At 49.4% G+C, this 21,188-nt stretch carries 14 protein-coding genes and 2 pseudogenes; 10 read left to right on the forward strand and 6 right to left on the reverse strand.

Going from position 1 to position 21,188, the window contains the following annotated elements; all coding sequences use genetic code 11:
* Window positions 1–124: 124 nt before the first annotated feature.
* Window positions 125–334, forward strand: coding sequence for a hypothetical protein (locus IEX98_RS16045; RefSeq protein WP_188890201.1), 210 nt, complete (start codon window positions 125–127; stop codon window positions 332–334).
* A gap of 232 nt (window positions 335–566) precedes the next feature.
* On the opposite strand, the pseudogene IEX98_RS16050 reads toward IEX98_RS16045, so the two are convergent.
* Window positions 567–1,039: pseudogene (locus tag IEX98_RS16050) on the reverse strand (pyridine nucleotide-disulfide oxidoreductase).
* Window positions 1,040–1,370: 331 nt separating this feature from the next.
* Here IEX98_RS16050 and IEX98_RS16055 point away from each other — a divergent pair.
* The 5 genes from IEX98_RS16055 (at window position 1,371) to IEX98_RS16075 (ending at window position 8,302) form a co-directional block, all read left to right on the forward strand.
* A complete protein-coding gene (locus IEX98_RS16055) occupies window positions 1,371–2,315 on the forward strand; it encodes an ABC transporter permease (protein ID WP_188890202.1) in 945 nt (314 codons plus the stop codon).
* Window positions 2,309–3,205: a carbohydrate ABC transporter permease gene (locus tag IEX98_RS16060; protein ID WP_188890203.1), complete on the forward strand. Its 897-nt coding sequence runs from the start codon at window positions 2,309–2,311 to the stop codon at window positions 3,203–3,205. The genes IEX98_RS16055 and IEX98_RS16060 overlap by 7 nt, the downstream gene beginning before the upstream one ends.
* A gap of 111 nt (window positions 3,206–3,316) precedes the next feature.
* A complete protein-coding gene (locus IEX98_RS16065; RefSeq protein WP_229692212.1) occupies window positions 3,317–4,918 on the forward strand; it encodes an extracellular solute-binding protein in 1,602 nt (533 codons plus the stop codon).
* A gap of 114 nt (window positions 4,919–5,032) precedes the next feature.
* On the forward strand, window positions 5,033–6,472 hold the full coding sequence (locus tag IEX98_RS16070) for a response regulator transcription factor (RefSeq protein ID WP_188890204.1): 1,440 nt from the start codon (window positions 5,033–5,035) through the stop codon (window positions 6,470–6,472).
* A 165-nt stretch (window positions 6,473–6,637) separates the two neighbouring features.
* Window positions 6,638–8,302 (forward strand): cache domain-containing sensor histidine kinase, encoded by a 1,665-nt coding sequence (locus tag IEX98_RS16075; protein WP_229692213.1) that lies wholly within the window; start codon window positions 6,638–6,640, stop codon window positions 8,300–8,302.
* 49 nt (window positions 8,303–8,351) lie between these two features.
* On the opposite strand, the gene IEX98_RS16080 is transcribed toward IEX98_RS16075, so the two are convergent.
* On the reverse strand, window positions 8,352–11,054 hold the full coding sequence (locus IEX98_RS16080) for an MGH1-like glycoside hydrolase domain-containing protein (RefSeq protein ID WP_188890206.1): 2,703 nt from the start codon (window positions 11,052–11,054) through the stop codon (window positions 8,352–8,354).
* Between the two features lie 147 nt (window positions 11,055–11,201).
* Between IEX98_RS16080 and IEX98_RS16085 the strand changes: the two genes are divergently transcribed.
* A complete protein-coding gene (locus IEX98_RS16085; RefSeq protein ID WP_188890207.1) occupies window positions 11,202–12,110 on the forward strand; it encodes an AraC family transcriptional regulator in 909 nt (302 codons plus the stop codon).
* Window positions 12,111–12,358: 248 nt separating this feature from the next.
* On the opposite strand, the pseudogene IEX98_RS29195 reads toward IEX98_RS16085, so the two are convergent.
* Window positions 12,359–12,771: pseudogene (locus tag IEX98_RS29195) on the reverse strand (FAD-dependent oxidoreductase); the annotation flags it as partial.
* A 276-nt stretch (window positions 12,772–13,047) separates the two neighbouring features.
* Here IEX98_RS29195 and IEX98_RS16095 point away from each other — a divergent pair.
* Together IEX98_RS16095 and IEX98_RS16100 are read left to right on the forward strand one after the other, a co-directional pair.
* A complete protein-coding gene (locus IEX98_RS16095; RefSeq protein ID WP_188890209.1) occupies window positions 13,048–13,515 on the forward strand; it encodes a MarR family winged helix-turn-helix transcriptional regulator in 468 nt (155 codons plus the stop codon).
* Between the two features lie 6 nt (window positions 13,516–13,521).
* Window positions 13,522–16,719 (forward strand): MMPL family transporter, encoded by a 3,198-nt coding sequence (locus tag IEX98_RS16100; RefSeq protein WP_188890210.1) that lies wholly within the window; start codon window positions 13,522–13,524, stop codon window positions 16,717–16,719.
* Window positions 16,720–17,559: 840 nt separating this feature from the next.
* On the opposite strand, the gene IEX98_RS16105 is transcribed toward IEX98_RS16100, so the two are convergent.
* Genes IEX98_RS16105 through IEX98_RS16115 form a run of 3 tightly spaced genes read right to left on the reverse strand, consistent with a single transcriptional unit; the run spans window position 17,560 to window position 19,250 of the window.
* Window positions 17,560–18,102 (reverse strand): chromate transporter, encoded by a 543-nt coding sequence (locus IEX98_RS16105; RefSeq protein WP_188890294.1) that lies wholly within the window; start codon window positions 18,100–18,102, stop codon window positions 17,560–17,562.
* Window positions 18,103–18,108: 6 nt separating this feature from the next.
* A complete protein-coding gene (locus IEX98_RS16110; RefSeq protein WP_188890211.1) occupies window positions 18,109–18,771 on the reverse strand; it encodes a chromate transporter in 663 nt (220 codons plus the stop codon).
* A complete protein-coding gene (locus tag IEX98_RS16115) occupies window positions 18,768–19,250 on the reverse strand; it encodes an Lrp/AsnC family transcriptional regulator (protein WP_188890212.1) in 483 nt (160 codons plus the stop codon). Before IEX98_RS16115 ends, IEX98_RS16110 begins: the two co-directional genes overlap by 4 nt.
* A gap of 283 nt (window positions 19,251–19,533) precedes the next feature.
* On the opposite strand from IEX98_RS16115, the gene ggt reads away from it, so the two are divergent.
* Window positions 19,534–21,123 (forward strand): gamma-glutamyltransferase, encoded by a 1,590-nt coding sequence (ggt, locus tag IEX98_RS16120; protein WP_188890213.1) that lies wholly within the window; start codon window positions 19,534–19,536, stop codon window positions 21,121–21,123.
* Window positions 21,124–21,188: the final 65 nt, after the last annotated feature.

The raw sequence follows: 21,188 nt of genomic DNA on the forward strand, positions 1-21,188 counted from the left end.
ATGAATTTACGCCTTCCCAAGCTGTATTTCATCCTATTTTTAAGCGAATTTCATATAGCCTTAAGCTAAGGTCTTTAGGATAGAGGTTGTACTTATTCATTTGCTCAGGAAGGAGGAGATGTTGATGAAGAGGAAAAGCAGCAGAGCATGGGCGGCTACGACCTTAGCGTTAATGCTGGCGCTTGGCGGAGGTTTGTCCGTGGAGAACGTCTATGCGACTCCGGCTGCAAGCTTGTCCATCTCGCAAGGGAAAGCGGACGACGGCTCGTCAGGCAGCAATGATCAGACATCGGTTGACAGCGGAAGTGATACGGAGGCGGGAGGCGACGCCTAAGCGGCTTGTCATCACACTACGCCCCAAAATGCAAATGTACATTTACATGGGGTAGAACGAGCCGAACCGACGAATGAGGCCCGGCATGCTAATGTACATTTGCATTTTGTTAATTTGGCTGTTTTTGCATAACGGGCGTTGGATTGCGGGGAAAATAAAGGAGCGGTATCGGGAAGGGGGCCAAATGGCCTGTCTTTCGATATCGCTCCTGTTTTGTTGTATATAGGTTGGTTTAGGCCTTCATAACGTCATGGCCGACATAGCGTTCGCCGTTTAATTCGCTGAAGATGTTAATGGCTGCTTTTGCTCCATCGCCTGCTGTAATGACAGCATGTACACTAACGCCTGCTGCGGTGCCGCTGCCCAAACGCCGGAAATACTTGTCCGGCCTGCCGTATCGACGTCGACGACCGTCTTGATTCTCGGCACCGTTCCGGGTTTCGTAGCAGTGCCGATCGTCTCGGCGGGATCCGTCAGTGCGCCTGTTGCCAGCAGCACATGCTTGACTTCATAGATGCCCTGATCGGTAACGACCGACAACTTGCCTTCGATAGACGTTACATTTTGTACCGTTTCCTCTTTTATTTCTGCACCTAGCCGCAGCGCTTGCTTCTTGCCTATATCGACAAGGTCAGGATCGCCGATTTCCGTTATGGCTGCGCTGGGGCCAACTGGACCTGCACCGAATATAACGATATCGTACATCATCCCAACCTCAAATGTAATCGTTTTCGATCCGTTCCTTTCCAGTATAAGCCTCTAAATAGAGAGGGGCAACGGTGCTTCATGCTGGTCATCGGCATACTCCGTTTTGCAGCTTTGAACTTCTCCCCTTTGCGACATTTTACAGCATAAAAAAAGCTTAAGTTCTTCAGTGGCCTCGAGCAATCAGGGCTCTTTTTTTATCCGGATTACTTATATCGATACGATTTTAAGTTATTACCAAATTCATTTAAATGATTACATTTTTATTATTTCCCCGGTAGCTATAATGAAATTATACCAGCTCCTTTATACAGTCGGAGGGATGAGAGAAATGAAAGCGGTTTTAGAACAAGACTACGCTTCAAAAAAGAAGAAAAACAAATTTCTTCACAACATCAAAAGAGACAAATGGTTATTCGCCCTCTTGCTGCTGCCCCTTGCATATATCCTGATCTTCAGATATGCCCCGATATACGGCGTCGTTATGGCGTTCCAGGATTACAACATTTTTGCGGGCATTAAGAGGAGCGAGTGGGTTGGGATGGACGTGTTTCAGTTCATCTTCCAGCAGGACAGCTTCTACCGTGCGCTTAAGAATACGCTGCTTCTGAATGTTTATGACTTGATCGCGGGCTTCCCGGCGCCTATTATTCTAGCGATACTGCTCAATGAAGTGAGAGCGGCAAAATTCAAGAAAATTACGCAAACCGTGTTGTATCTGCCTCACTTTTTGTCCTGGGTTATTATAGGCGGTATGGTCTATCTGATGTTCTCCAACAGCGGCATGGTCAACACGTTCCTGGCCAACCTCGGCCTTGCAAAAATCGAATTTCTGTCGCAGAAGGTACCTTGGTTAATGACGTATATCTCCGTTGGCGTATGGCAGCAAATCGGCTGGGGTACGATCATCTATCTGGCGGCCATGACGGGAATTAATAAAGAATTGTATGAAGCCTCCGATATTGACGGCTGCAGCAGACTTCGCAAAGTATGGCATATTACATTGCCCGGCATTAAGTCTACGATTAATATTTTGCTGATTCTCCAGATTGGCAGGATGGTGTCCATCGGTTTCGATCGACCGTTTGTAATGGGCAATTCATTAGTGAGCGACTACTCCGACGTTATCAGTACATTCGTATATAGAGTTGGCATTAGTTCGGGGGATTTCTCCCAGGCAACAGCGGTAGGATTGTTCCAATCCGTCGTTGGCCTGATTCTGCTGATCGGCGCTAACTATATCGCGAAGAAATTGGGTGAGGATGGGATATGGTGAGCATGGCGAGCAGCTTAGGCAAAAAGAAAAAAATGAGCGTGGCGGATATTGTCATTATCGTATTTATCGTGGCGTTATCGTTCACATGTATCGTTCCGTTCCTATATATGATAGCGCTTTCCTTAAGCTCCAACGAAGCGATTATTTCTCAAAAAGTAGGGCTGTGGCCAGTAGGTTTCACGCTGGAAACGTACAAAACGATCTTAAGCGACGTGGAGATGCTGTATACGCTTGGTTACAGTATTCTGCTTACGGTATTCTACACCGTGGTGGGTATGTTCTTGACCATTTGCGGAGCGTATCCATTAACGAAAAAAAGGCTGATGGGAAGAAACTTTATTCTTTCCGCGCTAGTCTTCACGATGTATTTCAGCGGCGGTTTGATTCCTTCTTATATTCTGGTTAAAAACCTGGGGATGATGAATACGGTATGGAGTTTGGTGTTGCCGGGCGCCATGAGTGTGTTTAACTTAATCATCCTGAAGACGTTCTTCACCAACCTTCCGGAAAGTCTGGAAGAATCGGCCGCTATTGACGGCTGCTCGGATCTGGGCATTCTGATGAAAATTGTGCTTCCACTGTCGCTGCCCTCTATCGCCACATTGAGCCTATTTTATGCGGTGGACAGATGGAACGGATTCCAGGATGCGCTGTTCTACATTACGGACAAAAATCTGTATCCGATGCAGATGAAGCTGTACCAGATCATTTCGGCCAATCAGCAGCTGGATAGCCAACAAGGCGGAGAAGGTAGCGCCGGCTCCTTTATTGTGCCGGAGTCACTGAAGGCGGCCAGCGTTATGTTTACAACCATCCCAATACTACTCATCTATCCCAAGCTACAGAAGTATTTTGTAGACGGCGTGATGACGGGAGCTATTAAGGGCTGATAAGGATAAAGACCGGATTGAAAGGGGTGATTCCGGGCTGGGCTGGTGGGTGTAAAGAAGATATGTGGTATGAATCATTTCAATATTTATCATTTGAAAGGGTGGTTTTAAGTGAATACAGGTACAATGAAAAAAGCAGCCATTCTGCTTAGTACAGCGTTACTGGCCTGTGTTATGGCTGGTTGCAGCGGAAATAACGGCAATAATGAACCAGCGGCATCAAGCGGCGGATCTCCGGCAGCAGTAGCAACTTCCGGTCCGGTAGAAACCTTGACTGTAGAAGTGTTCGACAGAGGTATTCAGGGACAGCCGGACTTGAATAACAATACGTGGACCAATTACGTCAACGAGAAATTCGGCAAGCCTAATAATGCCATTGTAAAATATGTTTCGGTACCTCGTTCCCAAGAAGTCGACAAGCTTAATGTTTTGATGGCTGCCAACGAAGCGCCGGATATTTCCTTCACTTATGACGGTACAACCGTAACCCGTTTTGCCAAAACCAATGGTCTATATACGCTGGACGAATTGATCGAGAAGCATGGCCAGCAATTGAAATCTTATCTTGGCGATACCGTTCTTGACTACGGGAAATATGAGGGCAAACAAGTCTCCATCCCGGCGAAGCGGACTTTGCTTGCCTGGAACGGATTGTTTATCCGCAAAGATTGGCTCGATAAGCTGGGACTGCCCGTTCCGACTAATAAGGACGAATTGTACGACACGCTTGTTGCCTTCCGCGACAAGAACCCTGGCAATGTAAATGGTGTCATTCCTTGGGCGACTGCGGCTTCCGGCTTGAACTACACGTTTGGCAATCTGGTTCCATCCTTCTGGGGCCCAATGTCGGAGGAAGAATTCGTTACCACCACCAACTGGCTGAAGCCCGGCAATAAGGACGCGTATAAATGGCTGAACAAGCTGTACTCGGAAAAACTGATCAGCCCCGACTTCGCTTTGGACAAAACAGCTAAGCAAGCGGATGCCGACGTAACGAACGGCAAGGTAGGCTTCTATGGGGCCAACTGGGATTATCCGATGGTGCAAAAAATTCGCGAGCCGCTGAAACAAAATGCGCCGGATGCGAACTATGTTCCTATCGATGCCTTCAAGAACGCGAACGGGAAATATATAAAAGAGACGTATAATGAAAACGGACTTTTCTCATTCATTCCGAAAAGCAGCAAACATGCGGAGCTGGCTATGAAGTATCTGAACTGGATGGCTGATCCGGAGGTGTTGTTCTTCCTGCAGTTCGGCGAAGAAGGCGTTAACCACACCATGGTGGATGGCATCCCGCAAGGGATTGCGCAAACCGGCGAAAATATGCAGATGAGCAACCTCAATCTGGATTATACGCTGGTTGTAAACGGCGCGGAGCTGGGTGACACCGAAAAGAATGTCAAAACGTACGCAGCAGCCTTGGCAACCGGAGATAAAGCCTATGAGAAATTGGCTGTCGATTCTTACAAGATCAATACGACAGACGGCTTTACTGCCTTCTACTATGGGGTTCCGAACGAAGCCAGCATCAAATACGGCAAAACGCTGGGTGATATGAACAAGCAGATGATGGATAGACTGATCGTTGCCAAGCCGGCAGAATTCGACGCCTTGTATGATAAGCTGGTGAAAGAATATATGGACGCTGGCGGTAAAGTCGTTCAAGATGAGAATATCGAGCATTACAAAATTAAAGAGAGCAGCAAGTAAGTCATCAGATACGGATAAACCATTGTACACCATGGTTTATCCGTATTTTGAATTGCTATTGCCGGGAAGCTCTGCTATTATTCGCAAGAAATAAATATGTTCAGGGGGATACCCATGCACAAGGTCATAATTGTAGATGATGAGTCGTGGGCGATTCGAGGAATCCGCAACGCCTTTGACTGGGAGAAAAACGGTTTTGAAATTATAGGCCAATTTACAAGCGCTTACAATGCGTGGGATGCGATCCTAACAGAAAAACCTGACTTGGTATTTACGGATATCAGGATGCCGGACATTTCGGGACTCGATCTTATGCAGAGAGCCAAAGCGCATGAATTGGACACTGAGTTTGTCGTCATTAGCGGATATGCGGAATTTAAATACGCTCAGGAAGCGCTGCGCTACGGCGCGCTTAATTATTTCCTGAAGCCCCTGGACGTAGATTTGGCAGATTCGTTTATTGCGGAGCTTGCCAAGCATTTCTCCATAAGAAGCGCGGCACGCAATCAACTTCTTCTGGATGCGCTCACCTCTCCCAATGAGGAAGAGATCAAACGTTATCTGCCGCTTCCCGAAGGTGCGGATGAATGTTACTACCAAGTGCTTTCCATCGATTTCGAAGGCGACAATCTAGATTTCAGAAAGCTGCTCTCTTTGGAAGGAAAGCCTGTCGCGACTATAGAAGTTGAGGCCGGAACGAATAAAAAGTTGATCGTTCTGATGACGGAACATAAAGCTTGTTTGGTATGGGATGAATTAGTTTTGAAAAATACTGGCATGAATACGGTGGGCATCAGCAGCGTTTCCAGCCAGCTAACGCATATGAGCAAGCTGATTAAAGAAGCGGATCTGTCCTCTTCCCAGGCTTTTTTGGACGAAGGTGCAAGAGTCGTTCATTACGAGCCGAAGGTTCAATTGGTGAAACCATGTATCGATGAGATTCATCGGATCATACAGGGGAACCAACTTGGCGACATGGATGCGTACATCAATGGGCTGCAGGCTTACTTCAAGGATCAGCAGCTTGGCATGAGCGAGGTTGTTTACTTATGGAATCAGGCCGTCGGGATCCTAGTCAACGCTTATGCGGAGGAATTGAAAGATATGGAGATGGATTTCCTTAATTATTCCGAGATTAAGGAACGATTCGAACACTTCGAATCGTTGTGCAGCTTTTTGCATGACGTTCTCGTCTCCATCAAGCAAGGGAACAACCGCTCTTTGCACGAAGGAGACATCTTGTCTTGCTTCAACAAGATGGTAGCCTATATCGACGGTCACTATGAACAGAAATTGTATTTGAAAGATTTGTCCGCCCAGTTCTACATTAATCAAGTGTATTGCTGTCAATTGTTCAAGAAGTATCTCAGCAAAACCTTCTCCGAATATGTGTCGGAGCTCCGAATTAAGAAAGCCCGTGAGCTATTGAAGAAAACCGACTTATCGATTGAGGAGATCGCCATTCAGACCGGGTATGTGGAATATTACTATTTCAATAAAGTTTTCAAGAAGCATTGCGGGATCACCCCTTCGAAATTCAGAAAAAACAGTTAACGATGAACGGAGCGGCAAGCCATGAAGACCAGTAGACTGAAATTAAAACATCAGATATGGCTTATCTTTTTTTTCGCCATCGTTATATTTACAGCTATGGTGTTGTATTTCTTTTATAGCTTTTCTCATCTCACCCAGAATAGGGCTGCCAATTTCGGGAACCAAATGATTGAGCAAACGCGAAGTAAGATTGATACCGTCTTTAATGATATCCGGGTCAGCACCGGCATTGCGGTCAACAGCAAACTGATTCAGGAATATACCGTAGTGGATGATGATTACAAGAGGGCGTTTGATAGCGGTAATTATGCACTGGATCTCATGGATTATATGAGATCCTTTAATTCGTATGTGAGCGGAATCGTCATTGATGACGTTCGCGGGAAACAGCTTTACAGTTTGGATTCCTCGGGCGGAGATATTTTCTTTCTCAAACGTTATGACAGCTTCATCCGAACGTATAAGAAGGACCCTTCACTTCGGGAAAAGGGGCAGTTCACCACTACGTTAAAAGACGATAACACGGGATCGGAACAGTTTTTTTATATTGAACCGATTGTAGAATCGATAGGGGGAATCCATTTCTCCGAAATAACGGGTTACTTCACCATAATGGTCAATATGGACAAGCTGCAGGGGCTTGTGGAAAATACGGAATTGACGTTGCACTCCACGTTGTACATTCTGGACAGCCAGGATGAGGTCATTGCTTCCACGAATCCGAAAGCTCGCGGCATGTTGTTCAAGGATGTATTGTCTATGGATAAGGACAACCTGCTTAACGGAGTAAAAACAACCATCGACGGAGAACAAATTCTCGTTCAGGTCAAAGGTTTGGAGCAGGCGGACGGGTGGCGGATTGTGAGTATGATACCGGTTCACGAATTGACTTCCGACATGAACCCCATGAGGAAAGTCAGTATTATTGTGGGGATTGGCATGATTCTCATTTTGATCATAATGGGCATTTTCTTTATGAATAGCCTGATGAAGCCGGTGATGGGGCTTGTTTTGGATATGAAACGGGTAGGGGGAAGGGACAGGGGCTTCCGGATTAAAGTCCGGTCTACCAATGAAGTAGGATCGCTTGCCCGAGACATCAATCGGATGATGGATGAGATGGAGGAAATGACCAGGGATATGTTTAATACCCAAGCCAGATTGTACAAATCCGAGCTCAGTCAGAAGCAGGCGGAGTTTTCTGCCCTGCAGAGCCAGATCAACCCGCATTTCCTGTATAATACGCTGAATTGCATCAGCAGTATCGGATTGGATTACGGAAGCAGGGAAATTGCGCAAATGACGTCATCCATGTCCAAGATTTTCAGGTACAGCATCAAACAAGATGAGCTTGTACAGATCAAGGAAGAAGTAGACTGTATTCAGGCCTATATGAAGATTATCTCAATTCGTTACGAATATAAATTCGACATGAACATCGATGTCGAAGAGGGCCTGCTCGAGATGAGTACCCCAAAAATGATTCTCCAGCCTATTGTAGAGAATGCCGTCTATCATGGGCTTGAGCGAATGGACCAAGGGGGGCGGCTTGAGGTTGCCGGGCGCATGGATGCGCAGGGAGATGTGTGCTTTTGTATTAGGGATACCGGGAAAGGAATAGAGCCGGAGGAGCTGGCCGCCCTGCAGGCCAAGCTGGACAAGGAGTATCCGGAACGCGCGTTAGACGGCCAATCGTCGGAAAGCATTGGACTTACCAATATTCACAATAGGCTCCGGCTGCTTTTTGGAGAGAGGTACGGGATTACAATTGAAAGCCGGATTGATTATGGGACGACCGTAACCGTGAAGATTCCGGCATTGAAGCAGTAAGCAAAGATAAAGGCCTGAATGAATAGCGCATTCAGGCCTTTAATTTGATTTAAGCTGGCCGAATCCAGAATGACGCATACGGCAAGCAGTTGCTTATGATGAGCTCCACGCCTCCGTCAGGATGACAGGAGCATAATACGTCGCATCCCGTACCTGTAGCCTCGTATGACAGGCCTTCGGCCAGATTGACCCTTATATGAAAGGGCTGATCGGCTTGTCCGGCATAATGAAATTCCGAGCCGTATTCCGTGTAGTCATCCTTGCAGTGTTGCTTAAGCATCCAGACGTTAAAGCCTGTCGTAACCTTGCCCAGTTCATAATAGGCTGCAAACCAATTAATCACAGGGGCCGATAACCCGCCGAAATGATGCCAGCCAGCGCCGGTCCCCGACTGCACGATAAAATGCTCGTAACAGTTGTAAGTGGCTTCGGTCTCGCGTTTCCATAATTCCAAAGCCGTGTTTGCAATTCGGTAAGCAAGGTCCGGGTAACCGTAATCAAACATGGTTTTCCAGAAAAACCATTGATGGGGCATCCAGACCGCACCGTTCCAATAGCCGTCTGCCCGATAATAAGGGGCGCCTTGATCGACGGTGGATAAGCCGATTGGCGTCCAGAAATGTTTTTCATCAAACAAGGTGTCAATGAGACGCTGGGTACGTTCTTTATCGCAGATTCCTGCTAGAAGCGGGTATAGACCGTCCAATCCGCTATTGTAATTCGCTTCAGAGCCGTGGCGCAGGAGAGCTTCGTATTCTCCTTCTTCATTATGCAGCACGTAGCCGTAACAGCCTGCTTCCTCATCCCAGGCATAAGCATTGAGGGCATCGCTCCATCTTCGGATGTCCTTGTCGTATTCCTGGGTATCCATTTGCCAATTATCGGATGTTGCCGCCGCCATCCTGAGGATTTTGGCGATTCGAATGAGCTGACTCGTTGTAATGACGGGAGCTGCTTTATATTCTAATTTTAGCTCATGCACGTATTTCTGAGGCGGGTAATCATCCCAACCCCCGGAGTTATAGAAATAATCCCAGGTTTGAAGCAGTCCGGTTTGAAATACGTCCGTTGTGGAACCATTTATTTTGCCTGCGAGGAACATATAGTATTGTCGTAATCTCGGGTAGAAATAGTTCAGGAACTCAGGAGACTGTTTGCGATTCCACAGCTCATGGAACAAATAATGCTGCACGGGCACCGGGCTGCCGTGATGAATAAAGGCAGCTTCAGGATCTCCCGGCTCCGTCATATAAGCATTTAAGCAATCAATTGCCCGGCTGTCATCGAGATCTGCGAAGCCAAGTCCGATAAACCCGGAATCCCATGTGTACAGGGAATCCCACCATCTCCCCGGGGTGTTGTGACGAATGAATGTACGCTTGATATAGACCGGGAAAACCGTATTTGTCAGCAAGGTTGCCCGCATGAGCTGCTGGCTGAAGGAATAACGGTCGCCCGAAGGATAAGCAAGAGGAGGCTCCAGCTTCTGGCGCTCCGCTAGATAAATAGACTCGCAGCTGCCGGCATCCAACGAAAAGCTTGCCAGTCGGGCAAGTACTTCTTCCAAAGTCCCGCCGCACACCATGCCGTGAAGAATAAGAGAGGATGCTGGGTTTAGGGAAATCGGACGCATAAACACATTCGTATAATGTCCTTTTCCGTTGCCATGCAAAATCGTACTCACATGATTGTGCACCGTATGGCGGGCGAATTGATCTAGCTCGTCGCTTAGGAACTGTCTGATCTCCACGTCGGGATAATTCCACAACAAGCCGTAATAGCAGGGACTATCCGGATAATGAAGAATGAGGCTGCCGGGAACGGGCCCTTCCAGCAGTTCCGGTTCGATGCGCCAAGGGAGATCTACGAACGTTACCTCTTTGGAAGTCTGCTGCTCTACAAGCGTAAAGCCGTCAAGAACAAGCGGGTTAACACTCCGTGTGCGAAGATAAACTGCAACTTTGCCTGCAGGCAAGTTCCCAATATGTATTTCTGATAACGTTAAGCTGCCCGATGGTTCCATTTGAAGCCGGTGCTCATGCTCCCCGAGCCAAAGCTCGAGCTCCGCGCCCCGTACGGCTTGTCCGCGCAGCAGGAACACGGCGTCCTTCAGAGAGGTCTCGATGTTTATCTCGTAGCGAAGCAGATCTCCGGCATCCATTCCGAACGGGGAACCGATTGCCGACCCTCCCGTAAAATGCTGTCCGCGAATTTCTCCGCGCGACAATCCGTCGTACACCAGACCATTTGCAGGCCGCGGCTTGGCAAAGATCAATTCCTTATAATCCAGCGCATCTACCCACTTAGCTCCATACGGAAGCCGTGCTTCCGCGAAGATTTGGACTTCGCCATGTCCCGGCAGCCTGGGAGGCTGGAGCGAAGCCATAGCGTGCAGCACCAGATTTTGCGGTTGCTCCGTTTGATTGCTGAAGTTAACTCGGATAAGCCGGCTCTGCTCATCAATCCGGCTGAACGATATATCCGCGTAAACACGGTCTTTCCATTCCAGCTCATGGCGGTGGGAGAAATGGCTGAAATCCGGTGAAGCCTCCCAGGGATGATAGCCGGATTCCCATAAAACATTAGGGATGTCTATTTTTCGTCGATAGAATCCCGGCATTAAGCTTAAATCAAAACGAACACCTTTCGAGGGATCGTTAATATGGGAGAGGCCTATATATTGCTTGGCATAAGGTCCCCAGGAAGGTAAATTCAGGTCATGATTATGGGAAAGATGCTGATAGTCACTCATGTTCAGACGGCCCCTTCGGCTTTTGGCATTTTCTCTATATTGTAAAGGCAAGCCCTTGAAAAAGCCTCTTGATAGCCGATCCTTTTGTCTTGAAAACGGACATTCATGATACGATAAAAGCACTATAGCCAATTTGGAGGCAGGAAAATGGAAGCGAGTTTTAATGCTTATGACAGGGAACAGGTCGATTACGCAGATCCTCATTTTCGGATGAAAATATGGACGATCAACCACAAAAGTCCAGCCTCTGAGGTGTATGGTCCATGGCACTATCATGAGGACGTGGAGTGGATTGCCGTTCTGAAGGGTACGATGGCCATCGAAACAACGAAATATTATTATCCGCTGCGGGGCGGCGATGTGATGCTGCTAGGCTCAAATGAGCTGCATCGATCCCATAAATACGGACAATCCGAACTGGTTTACATCGTATGCCACGTTGATATGGCCGCTTTTATGGACCCGTCCATGCTGACGTATTATGCGGCTTTTACCGGTAAATCCGCCAATCTGACGATGCTGAATGAGCCACTCAGCCGATCCGTGTCAAAGGGACAAGCCTATGCTCTGCTCAATCGGATGTTCCAGGATATTACGGCCAAGAAAAGAGGTTATGAGCTGGCCGTTAATGCCAGCTTCAAAATGCTTTTGTATACACTGATTCAGAGCGATGAAAGGAAGGTTATTGCACCGATGGACCCGCATCTGGCAGAAAAACTGCGGCCTGCGTTAGCCCTGATTGAGCAGCAGCTCGAGACATCCTGCCTGATTGCTGATATCAGCAGGGAGCTGAACTACAACGGCAGTTATTTTGCCAAGCTGTTTAAGAGAGGAATGGGAATGACGTTTACGTCTTATGTGCAAATGCGAAGAATGAAGCGGGCCGCGCAACTCCTGCTTACGGTGACTTGGTCGGTAACCGAAATCAGCGGCAGAGTGGGATTTGCAAGCCCCGCTCAATTTTATCAGTTGTTTAGAAGACATTTCGGCTGCTCCCCGAAGCAGTTTGTAAGCCGTCATGGACGGGATAACGGATCGATAGGGGAATATTCGTAGTTATCGGCGCGGTTTCGCTTGGCAGGATCGTCTTTTCGTTACCGTGGTCATCCTTCGTCTCGTCTTCCTTCAGTCGAATAGCAGCAACGGCTGCGATCGGTCTTGTCTTTCATCCTTAACCAACCGGGCGAAATCCTGCGAATAAGCGAGAATCCGTGAGAAAAACGTATCGTACTGAGGGTGTTCAATGAGTGACCTGATACAAACGAAAAAGGAACTGCTGCGGCAGCTCCTTATTGGCGTACAAATTAAGCTTTCATCACGTCATGATCGACATAACGCTCGCCGTTCAGCTCGCTAATAATATTGATGGCGGCCTTCGCGCCGCCGCCCGCTGTAATAACGGCGTGCACGCTTACGCCGGCTACTGTTCCCGCTGCCCAAATGCCGGGGATGCTTGTCCGGCCAGCCGCATCGACGTCGACAATTATCTTGATTCTCGGCTCTGTTCCAGATTTCGTAGCAGCGCCGATCGTCTCGGCGAGATCCGCCAGCGCACCAGTTGCCAGCAGTACATGCTTGCCTCGTACGTGCCCTGATCGGTTACGACGGATAGACCTCCCTCGATAGGCGTAACATTTTGAACTGTCTCCTCTTTGATTTCCGCGCCAAGCCGCACTGCTTGCTTCTTGCCTGTATCAACAAGGTCTGGACCGTCCATTATAAACCTCTCGATGGCGGGGGGCAACGGAGCTCTATGTCGGTAATCGGCATACAGCGTTCTACCGCTGCCTGCTTCCCTTTTGCAACATTTTACATCATAATGTCTGCCGATCAGCCATATTATTCTAGATACTGGCAGGGCTAACCGCTCGTTCACAGTTTTTTCACAGATCCCTTTCTTGACGGAGGGGGTTGTTTTTAGTTATAGTTCAATAATCGAATAGTTCTACTATGAAACTATATGGACACGCAGAGAAAGAGAGGGGACGCTGTAATGACCGCACCAAACGTTGAATTTTTAAAACAGATTATATCGCGCTACGAATCGGTACATTTTACAGTGAATACAAGATTGACCGCCATGATCCGTGAGCTGATGCCTGAGGCGCTTACTGTAGACCAGTTCGCTACGCTCCGATATTTGCGGTCGGTGGGTGTAGCTAAATCAACGGACCTTGCAGATATATTCTGTGTAGGCAAAAGTTCGATTACCGCGATCACTACGCGGTTGTTCGATAAAAACCTCATTGAACGGCATCCGGATGAGAAGGACCGCCGTGTTACGCTGCTCCGTTTGACGGAGGAAGGAAAGCGGTTGTCGGATTCGATCGAGGACGAGATTCAAAAGATGATTTCCAAGTTTTTGAATCATTTTGAGGAGGAGGAAGCCCTTCAATTCATCAATACGTTCGAGAAGTTAGCCAAAGTAATGACGGAAACCATGGAGATTGAGAGGAGTTAGAGATAAATGAGAACCGTATTAAAGTTAAGATGGGTCTTACTGGCGGTCTGGCTGGTAGCAGCTGTCGGCCTCATGCTAAGCGCCCCGAATATGCAGGATCTCGTTCGCGATAAGGGTCAGATTACAGTGCCGGACGGTTATTCGTCCACTAATGCTGCTGAGATGATCAAACAGTTTGAGGGTAAAGAGAGCGGAGGAGGCGGAGCGGCCACTGTTCTTGTTTTCCACGATGGTAAGGGATTGTCGGACAGTGATATGACGGCCGTTCAGGCTGGTATTAACAAGCTGAAGGACCGCAAGGATGAGCTGCGTATTTCCACCATAACGACTCACCTGGACACTCCTGAATTAAAGGCTCAAATGCTTGCAAAAGACGGCAAAACGATGATTGCCCTCGTTAACGTCAATCTCGATGGTGCCGACTTATCTGAGGTGCGTGACGGCCTCTACAATGCATTGTCGGACGTGAAAGTGGATCATTATTATACGGGCAACTGGATTATTTCCGAAGATGTGATGCAGAGCTCGCAAGATGGACTGAAGAAAACTGAATTTATTACCGTTGGCTTCATTCTCGTCATCCTATTCCTCGTTTTCCGTTCGGCAGTAGCGCCAATCGTGCCTTTGCTGACCGTTGGCTTCACCTATTTAGTATCGCAATCCATCGTAGCCTATCTGGTGAAATACTTTGGGTTCCCGCTATCGAATTTTACGCAAATTTTTCTGGTGGCTGTCCTCTTCGGCATCGGAACCGACTATTGTATCCTGCTGATCAGCCGGTATAAGGAAGAGCTGTCGCATCGTGGCGGCAACATTCAGGAGTCGATCGTTGCGACTTACAAAACGGCGGGTAAAACCGTTCTATTCTCCGGCTTGGCCGTATTAGTGGGCTTCGCATCGATTGGCTTCTCGACCTTCGTATTGTACCGCTCAGCGGTAGCTGTAGCCGTCGGGATTGCTGTGCTGCTCGTGGCGTTGTTCACGATCGTACCGTTTTTCATGGCGGTGCTGGGGCCGAAGCTGTTCTGGCCTTCCAAAGGCTCGCTGGAGCACAAGCCAAGCGGACTTTGGGGCGCGGTTGGCAAGTTCTCGCTGAAACGTCCAGTATGGGCGCTCGTTATTTTGGCGGTGCTGATCGTACCTTTCCTTACCGCGTATAAGGGTTCTATTTCGTTTAACTCGCTGGATGAAATCGGCGATAAATATGATTCCGTTAAAGCGTTCAATCTGATTGCAGACAGCTTTGGGCCAGGTGAATCCTTGACTTCGACTGTCGTGCTCAAATCGGATACGCCTATGGATACCCCGGAAGGCTTGGCTGCACTGGAGCAAGTAAGCCGGGAACTGGGCAAAGTTGAAGGCGTGAAGACGATTCGCAGCGCGACCCGTCCAACTGGCGAAGTGCTGGATGATTTCTTAGTTACCGATCAAGTCGGAACGCTGGAAGACGGCTTAGGCAAAAGCGGCGACGGTCTGGGTCAGATTGGTTCGGGGTTATCTGAAGCCAGCGCAGCGCTGAGCGACAATGCGCCGAAACTGAATCAAGCCGTTGATGGCGTAGGTGATCTGGTAAATGGTACAAACGCGTTGAAAAAAGGCGTCGTCCAGCTGGGCGATGGACTGAAGCAGATTGAAAAAGGTTTGCTGGACGGCTCTGCTGGTGCTAAGGAGCTGAGCGAAGGGCTTAGCCAGGCAAAGGTGAGCGCGGAGCAGCTTGCGGCCGCCAGCAAAGATTTGCTTGCCGGCTACAAGCAAGCGGAATCTGGCGTTAGCCAATTGACGCAAGCCTATGGCGCAATCGCTTCTGAGCAAGCGAAGCTTGCTGACGGACTGGCGAGCCTGGGCAAAGGCTTGGCGGGTCTGGAGCAAAGCCATCCGGAGCTGAAGGATGACGAGGCGTATGTGCAGGCCCTTGCTTCGGTTGCGCAAATGCAGCAAGGCGCTGCGGGTCTTGGCCAGCAATTGGCAATGCTCAATACGCAGCTTGGCGGCGTAGCCGGCGGCTTGAAGCAAGCGAATGGCGGCTTCGAGCAGGCTTCCGGCGGGCAAGCGGCATTGGCGCAAGGATTAGGCCAATTAGCAGACGGTATTGCCGCGCTGCAAAAAGGTATTGAGCAAGCCGCTGCAGGTCAAGGGCAGATCGTATCGAAGCTGCCTAGCGTTACGCAAGGTTTCGATAAGCTTGCAGGCGGACAGAAGGAGCTGCAGTCCGGCTTTGCAGATTTGAACGGACAGCTTAGCCAGTTGACCGGGGGCTTGGATCAAAGCGTCGACGGCTTGACGCAAGTGACTGATGGTCTTTCTTCTGCGAAAGGGTACTTGAGCGAGCTTTCCTCTTCGGCGAATAAGCAAATTACCGGCTGGTTCATTCCGCAGGAAGCGATCGACAAGCCGGAGTTCCAGCAAGCGCTTGACGTTTATTTGTCGGAAGATCGCAAAACAGCGAAACTCGACGTCGTATTCAGCGGCAATCCGTATGAGCAAGAAACGATGTCGCAGATCGACGAGCTGGAAGCTGCAGTAGGCCGCGCTCTAAAAGATACTGCTTATAGCAGTGCTACTTATGCGGTTGGCGGCGTATCGAGTATGAATAACGATTTGAGCAATATTTCGAATGCGGATTATAGCCGCACCGTTATTTTGATGCTGATTGGTATCTCCATCATTCTCATTATTCTGTTCCGTTCGATCATTATGCCGCTGTATATGATCGCGTCGCTGCTCGTTACGTTCTACACGTCAATGGCGATTACGGAAGTGATTTTTGTAAGATTGCTTGGACATTCCGGCCTCAGCTGGGCGGTGCCGTTCTTTGGTTTCGTCATGCTGGTCGCGCTCGGTATCGACTACAGTATCTTCTTGATGGATCGCTTCAAGGAATATCGCCACCTTTCGCCATCTGCAGCAATACTGGAAGCGATGAAGAATATGGGCACCGTCATTATGTCGGCAGCCGTTATTCTCGGCGGTACCTTCGCGGCGATGCTGCCTTCAGGGGTTATGTCGCTGCTGCAAATTGCAACGATCGTACTATGCGGATTGTTCATGTACGCACTTGTGATGCTGCCGCTGTTCATCCCAGTCATGGTCCGTATGTTCGGCAAAGCCAACTACTGGCCGTTCATGCGCTCGGATGACGAGCTGGACTCGCCATCATCGCCTAGCGAGAAAGTCCGCGCTTACCCGCGTGACACTACGATTTAATGGGTTAGTGAATGAAGTGAAGTGGAAGTGAAATGGCCTGCTTGGGCAGGGACGGTCTTTGGATCGCTCTCTTGCCGAGCAGGCTTTTTCTTTTTTTTGGTATGAGGTATTAGGGGGAGTGGGCGTAGGAATAGGTAGCTTGGAATTTGTCCGGCGGCCTGCTGGCGGGGAGGATAGCGAAGCTGGCTACGCAAAACAGCGAAGTAGGTTCGTTGTAAGTGATTAGTTAGTTGATTGGCTGTATTTAGCGAAGCAGGTTCGCAAATTAGCGAAGTGAGGTTCGTTCTAGGAGGGTTATGTCGGCATAAAGTGGCGGCTGAGGCGAAATAGCGAAGAGAACTTCGCAATCCCAGAACCTAGGTTCACCAATAACGAAGAATACTTCGCTGTAGGTCGCAGAAGGTTTAACGGCGGGCCGAATAGCGAAGCTGGCTTCGCAAAACAGCGAAATAGGTTCGCTGTAAGTGATTAGTTAGTTGGTTGGCGGTGGTTAGCGAAGCAGGTTCGCAAATTAACGAAGCGAGGTTCGTTCAAGGAGGGCTAAGTCGTCATAAAGTGGCGGCTGAGGCGAAATAGCGAAGGTCCCCTTGCTGGAGTTGGTTGTCGGCCGGGGGAGAGCAAATGTTACTTTTACATATCGTTTGGTGCGTGCAGTGGGAATGATGGATGAAGCAGGAATGTGTGCGCGGGCTTGAAAAGTAACTAGAGAACAATAGGATGGGAATTGCTCGTGGAATGTAGCCAACATGAGCCAACCAACTAAGCGAGAACCGTAAGCTGACGCATCAAAAAGAGGTATCCCCAACAACAGGGGGATACCTCTTTTCCATTACGCGCAACTTACACCATCGTATGCGACAGCACGAGGCCGCCATAGACGAAGGCGGCGCAGATGACGATCGCCGGATGAATTTTACGGCGCTCCATCGCCCAATAAGCGACGGCGGCGATGCCAATCGTCTGCCATAGGCCGGAGGACTGCACGGAAGTATTCGCCATTTGCCAGGTGAGCAGCACCATCATAATGGCAACGACCGGCTGGACGAGCAGCGTCAGTCCTTTTACAGCCGGCGATTGCCGATGTTTGGACAGCAGCTTCAGCAGGAAGATGAGAGCCGCTGCGGAAGGAATGACGGTTGCGGCGAGCGCCAGCAGCAGGCCGGTGACTCCGTAAACGTTATAGCCGACAAACGCGGCGATTTTGGTTGCAATGGGCCCTGGCAGTGCATTGCCCAGCGCAAGAATTTGCGAGAATTGGCTGTCCGTTGCCCAGCCGTAATTTTTAACAATTTCATTATACATAAGCGGAATGGAGGCAGGTCCGCCCCCGTATCCAAGCACGTTCGCAATAAAAAAACCAATAATGAGTTCAATCCAATCCATCATTGTCTATTCCCCGCTTGTCTCTGTCAGTTTTCGGCGTTTGTCCTTCCGGTCTTTGAACCGTCTGATCACGTTGAAATGAACAGCTCCGTAAGCCAGAAAAAGAATAATGACGATCGCATCATGAACATGCAAGATTTGCAGCAGCAGAAATGCGATGGCGCACATGGCAATGCCGAATACAGCGCCTAATCCTTTAAGTGCGCGATTTCCGAACTCATAAGCCATGACGCCAAGCATGACGGCGATAACCGGTATGACTGCTGCAATCATTCCCTGTACGACGGCAGAGCCGCTCAGTGCGTCAACGACCGACAGCAGAGCGATCATGGCAACGGATGACGGTAAAATATGAGCAAGCACCGCAACCGTCGCGCCTAGCCAGCCTTGCTTGCGATAGCCAAGGTAAGCGGCCATTTTGGTGGCGATAGGACCTGGCAGGGCATTAGCTAGAGCTAAAATCTCGGCGAATTCCTCGTCGTTGATCCAATTGTAGCGGGTGACCGCCTCATAGCGGATCAATGGTATAACGGATGGGCCTCCCCCATAGCCTAAAATACCGGTTTTGATCATCGCCCAGCTTAGCTCACCGTATGTTTTGCCGCGCGAGCCGCCGCCCGCTGGCAGCGGGATAGAGCCCTGCGCGGAAGGAGGCGTTGGGGTACTCATAATCTCATCCCCATCCGGCTTTTGTAGCGGTTAATCAGCACCTGGCAATCGACGCTCATAATGCCGGGCAGCGTGTATAGCTTCTCGCGCATGAACGCTTCCATCTCCTGATTGTTCATGAACAGCCCATGCATATGCAGCTTGCTTGGTCCGGTCATATGATAAAGGCTGGTCACTTCTGGTTCGTCTGACAACTGATCAGCCACCTCATGCAGAAACTTCGGCTCAACCTCGACATTGAAAAAAGCGGATACTGTAATGCCGATCTTCTCCGGATTAATGACGGCAGTGAATCGTTCGATGACGCCCTCCTCCATCAAAGCATTAATGCGCGCTTGTACAGCGACTCTCGATAAACCAATATCCTTAGCCAAATCCGTGTAAGAAATTCTGCCATTAACATGCAGGGCAGAAATGATTTTACGATCAATCTCATCGATATTTGCCGATTCAATCGGAATTGTTGTTTTGGATTGCATAGAATCTCCCTTCGTCTCGAAACGGCTGAACCTTCAAAATGAATCTAATACAGCCGACTTATTTACTATACGAATTAATATATATGCTTTTTCGTTCGTGATCAACATAAAATAGTGAATTATCTTTCGAAAAAAGGAATTGCCTCAATCCAGCGGGCGTGGTATTTTTAAAAAGTGATGTAAGATTAAGTGACATTATTTAATCACTAATAGTCGGGGTTCATTCATTCAGGTCTATTTCAAATACATGAAAATAAAGGATGCCAGTTAAGGTGGAGAGCGCATGGAGACAACGAAGAAGTCGGTTATGGGGACAAAAGCAATGATAGTCAGCCCGCATCATCTGGCAACCGCTGCGGGAGCGCGAATGCTGGAGAGGGGCGGCAACGCCTTTGATGCGGCGATTGCTGTCAGCGCCTGCTTGGCGGTGGTATATCCGCATATGACGGGCATGGGCGGTGATTCCTTCTGGCTGTCCTATCATAAGGAGGACGGCGAGGTTCGCGCCTATAATGCAAGCGGCCGGTCAGGATACCGCGCCTCGATGGACGCGTACGCCGGTGAGGAGGCTATTCCGGTAAGAGGACCGCGGAGTGCGATCACCGTGCCTGGCATGGTGGACGGATGGCATGCGGTTCAGAGCCGGTATGGCCGGCTGGCTTTTACCGAGGTGCTTGAGCCAGCGATCACCTATGCCGAGGAAGGCTTTCCGATGTCGCCGGATCAATATGAGACTACTGTGCATCAGGAGCAGATTCTTCGTTCACAGCCTACAACGGCTGCGATATATTTGCCTAACGGACAGATCACCAAACCGGGACAGCTTTTTGTGCAAAAGGAGCTGGCGGCGTCGCTCAAGCTGATTGCCGAGCAAGGGCGCGACGGCTTTTACAACGGTCCGATTGCCCGATCCATTGTGGACAGCTTGCAGGGCATAGGCGGATTGCTGACGCTGGATGATTTTGCAGATCATAGCGGGGAGTGGGTCACGCCGCTCAAGGGCTCTTATCGGGGGTACGACGTCTACCAGGTGCCGCCTAACTCGCAAGGCTTTGTCGCGCTGATGGCGCTGCACATTTTGGAGCATTTCGATTTGAAGCAAATGGGGCACGGCTCTTATAGCTATTATCATACGATTGTAGAGGCGTTAAAGCTGTCGTTCCGCGACCGCAACCGCTATTTGACTGATCCCGACTTTGCTGACATTCCACTGGAACGGCTGCTTAGCAAGACATACGCGGCGGAGCTGGCCGCATCAATTGACCCGGTAAAGGCGCGGCCGATTAATACTCAACCTGTCGGCAGCGATACGGCGTATGCCGCAGTTGTAGACGAGGAAGGGAACTCGGTTTCTTTCATCCAAAGTTTGTATTTCGAATTTGGCTCGGGGTTAGTTGCGGGAGATACCGGCATTCTGCTGCAAAATAGAGGGTCGTTTTTCTCGCTTGATCCGCAGCATGTCAATTGCTTGATGCCGCATAAGCGGACCTTTCATACGCTCATGCCTGCAATGGCTTGCCGGGACGGGTCACCAACCCATCTGTTCGGCACGCAAGGCGGCGAAGGGCAGCCGCAGACGCAGCTGGCGGTACTGACGCGAATGATTGATTTCGACATGGACCCGCAGTCGGCGGTGAGCGAGCCAAGATGGGTGTGGGGCCGCACTTGGGGTGCGCCTACCCAAGAGTTGAAGATCGAGGGACGCATCGGCGGCGAAGTAGCGGAGCAATTGACGGAAGCCGGTCATCTTGTACGTGTTGCGAAGGATGTAGACGGCATCATGGGGCATGCGCATGCGATTGCCATTGGCAAAAACGGCGTCTTAAGCGGGGGCTTCGATCCGCGCAGCGACGGTGCGGCGATTGGGTGGTAGGAAGCTCCAGCAAGTAGTCCTGTGAAGTTAGATTCCTAAGAAGTTAGATTCCTAAGAAGAAAAGC

The sequence above is a fragment of the Paenibacillus radicis (ex Gao et al. 2016) genome, assembly GCF_014641555.1.
Taxonomy (GTDB): domain Bacteria; phylum Bacillota; class Bacilli; order Paenibacillales; family Paenibacillaceae; genus Pristimantibacillus; species Pristimantibacillus radicis.

Bases quoted from the DNA above. Each gene is read 5' to 3' on its own strand.
- IEX98_RS16095 (WP_188890209.1), top strand. From the start codon at position 13,048: ATGACCGCACCAAACGTTGAATTTTTAAAACAGATTATATCGCGCTAC.
- IEX98_RS16070 (WP_188890204.1), top strand. From the start codon at position 5,033: ATGCACAAGGTCATAATTGTAGATGATGAGTCGTGGGCGATTCGAGGA.
- IEX98_RS16055 (WP_188890202.1), top strand. From the start codon at position 1,371: ATGAAAGCGGTTTTAGAACAAGACTACGCTTCAAAAAAGAAGAAAAAC.
- IEX98_RS16115 (WP_188890212.1), bottom strand. From the start codon at position 19,250: ATGCAATCCAAAACAACAATTCCGATTGAATCGGCAAATATCGATGAG.
- IEX98_RS16100 (WP_188890210.1), top strand. From the start codon at position 13,522: ATGAGAACCGTATTAAAGTTAAGATGGGTCTTACTGGCGGTCTGGCTG.
- IEX98_RS16045 (WP_188890201.1), top strand. From the start codon at position 125: ATGAAGAGGAAAAGCAGCAGAGCATGGGCGGCTACGACCTTAGCGTTA.
- ggt (WP_188890213.1), top strand. From the start codon at position 19,534: ATGGAGACAACGAAGAAGTCGGTTATGGGGACAAAAGCAATGATAGTC.
- IEX98_RS16105 (WP_188890294.1), bottom strand. From the start codon at position 18,102: ATGGATTGGATTGAACTCATTATTGGTTTTTTTATTGCGAACGTGCTT.
- IEX98_RS16060 (WP_188890203.1), top strand. From the start codon at position 2,309: ATGGTGAGCATGGCGAGCAGCTTAGGCAAAAAGAAAAAAATGAGCGTG.
- IEX98_RS16110 (WP_188890211.1), bottom strand. From the start codon at position 18,771: ATGAGTACCCCAACGCCTCCTTCCGCGCAGGGCTCTATCCCGCTGCCA.
- IEX98_RS16075 (WP_229692213.1), top strand. From the start codon at position 6,638: ATGATTGAGCAAACGCGAAGTAAGATTGATACCGTCTTTAATGATATC.
- IEX98_RS16080 (WP_188890206.1), bottom strand. From the start codon at position 11,054: ATGAGTGACTATCAGCATCTTTCCCATAATCATGACCTGAATTTACCT.
- IEX98_RS16085 (WP_188890207.1), top strand. From the start codon at position 11,202: ATGGAAGCGAGTTTTAATGCTTATGACAGGGAACAGGTCGATTACGCA.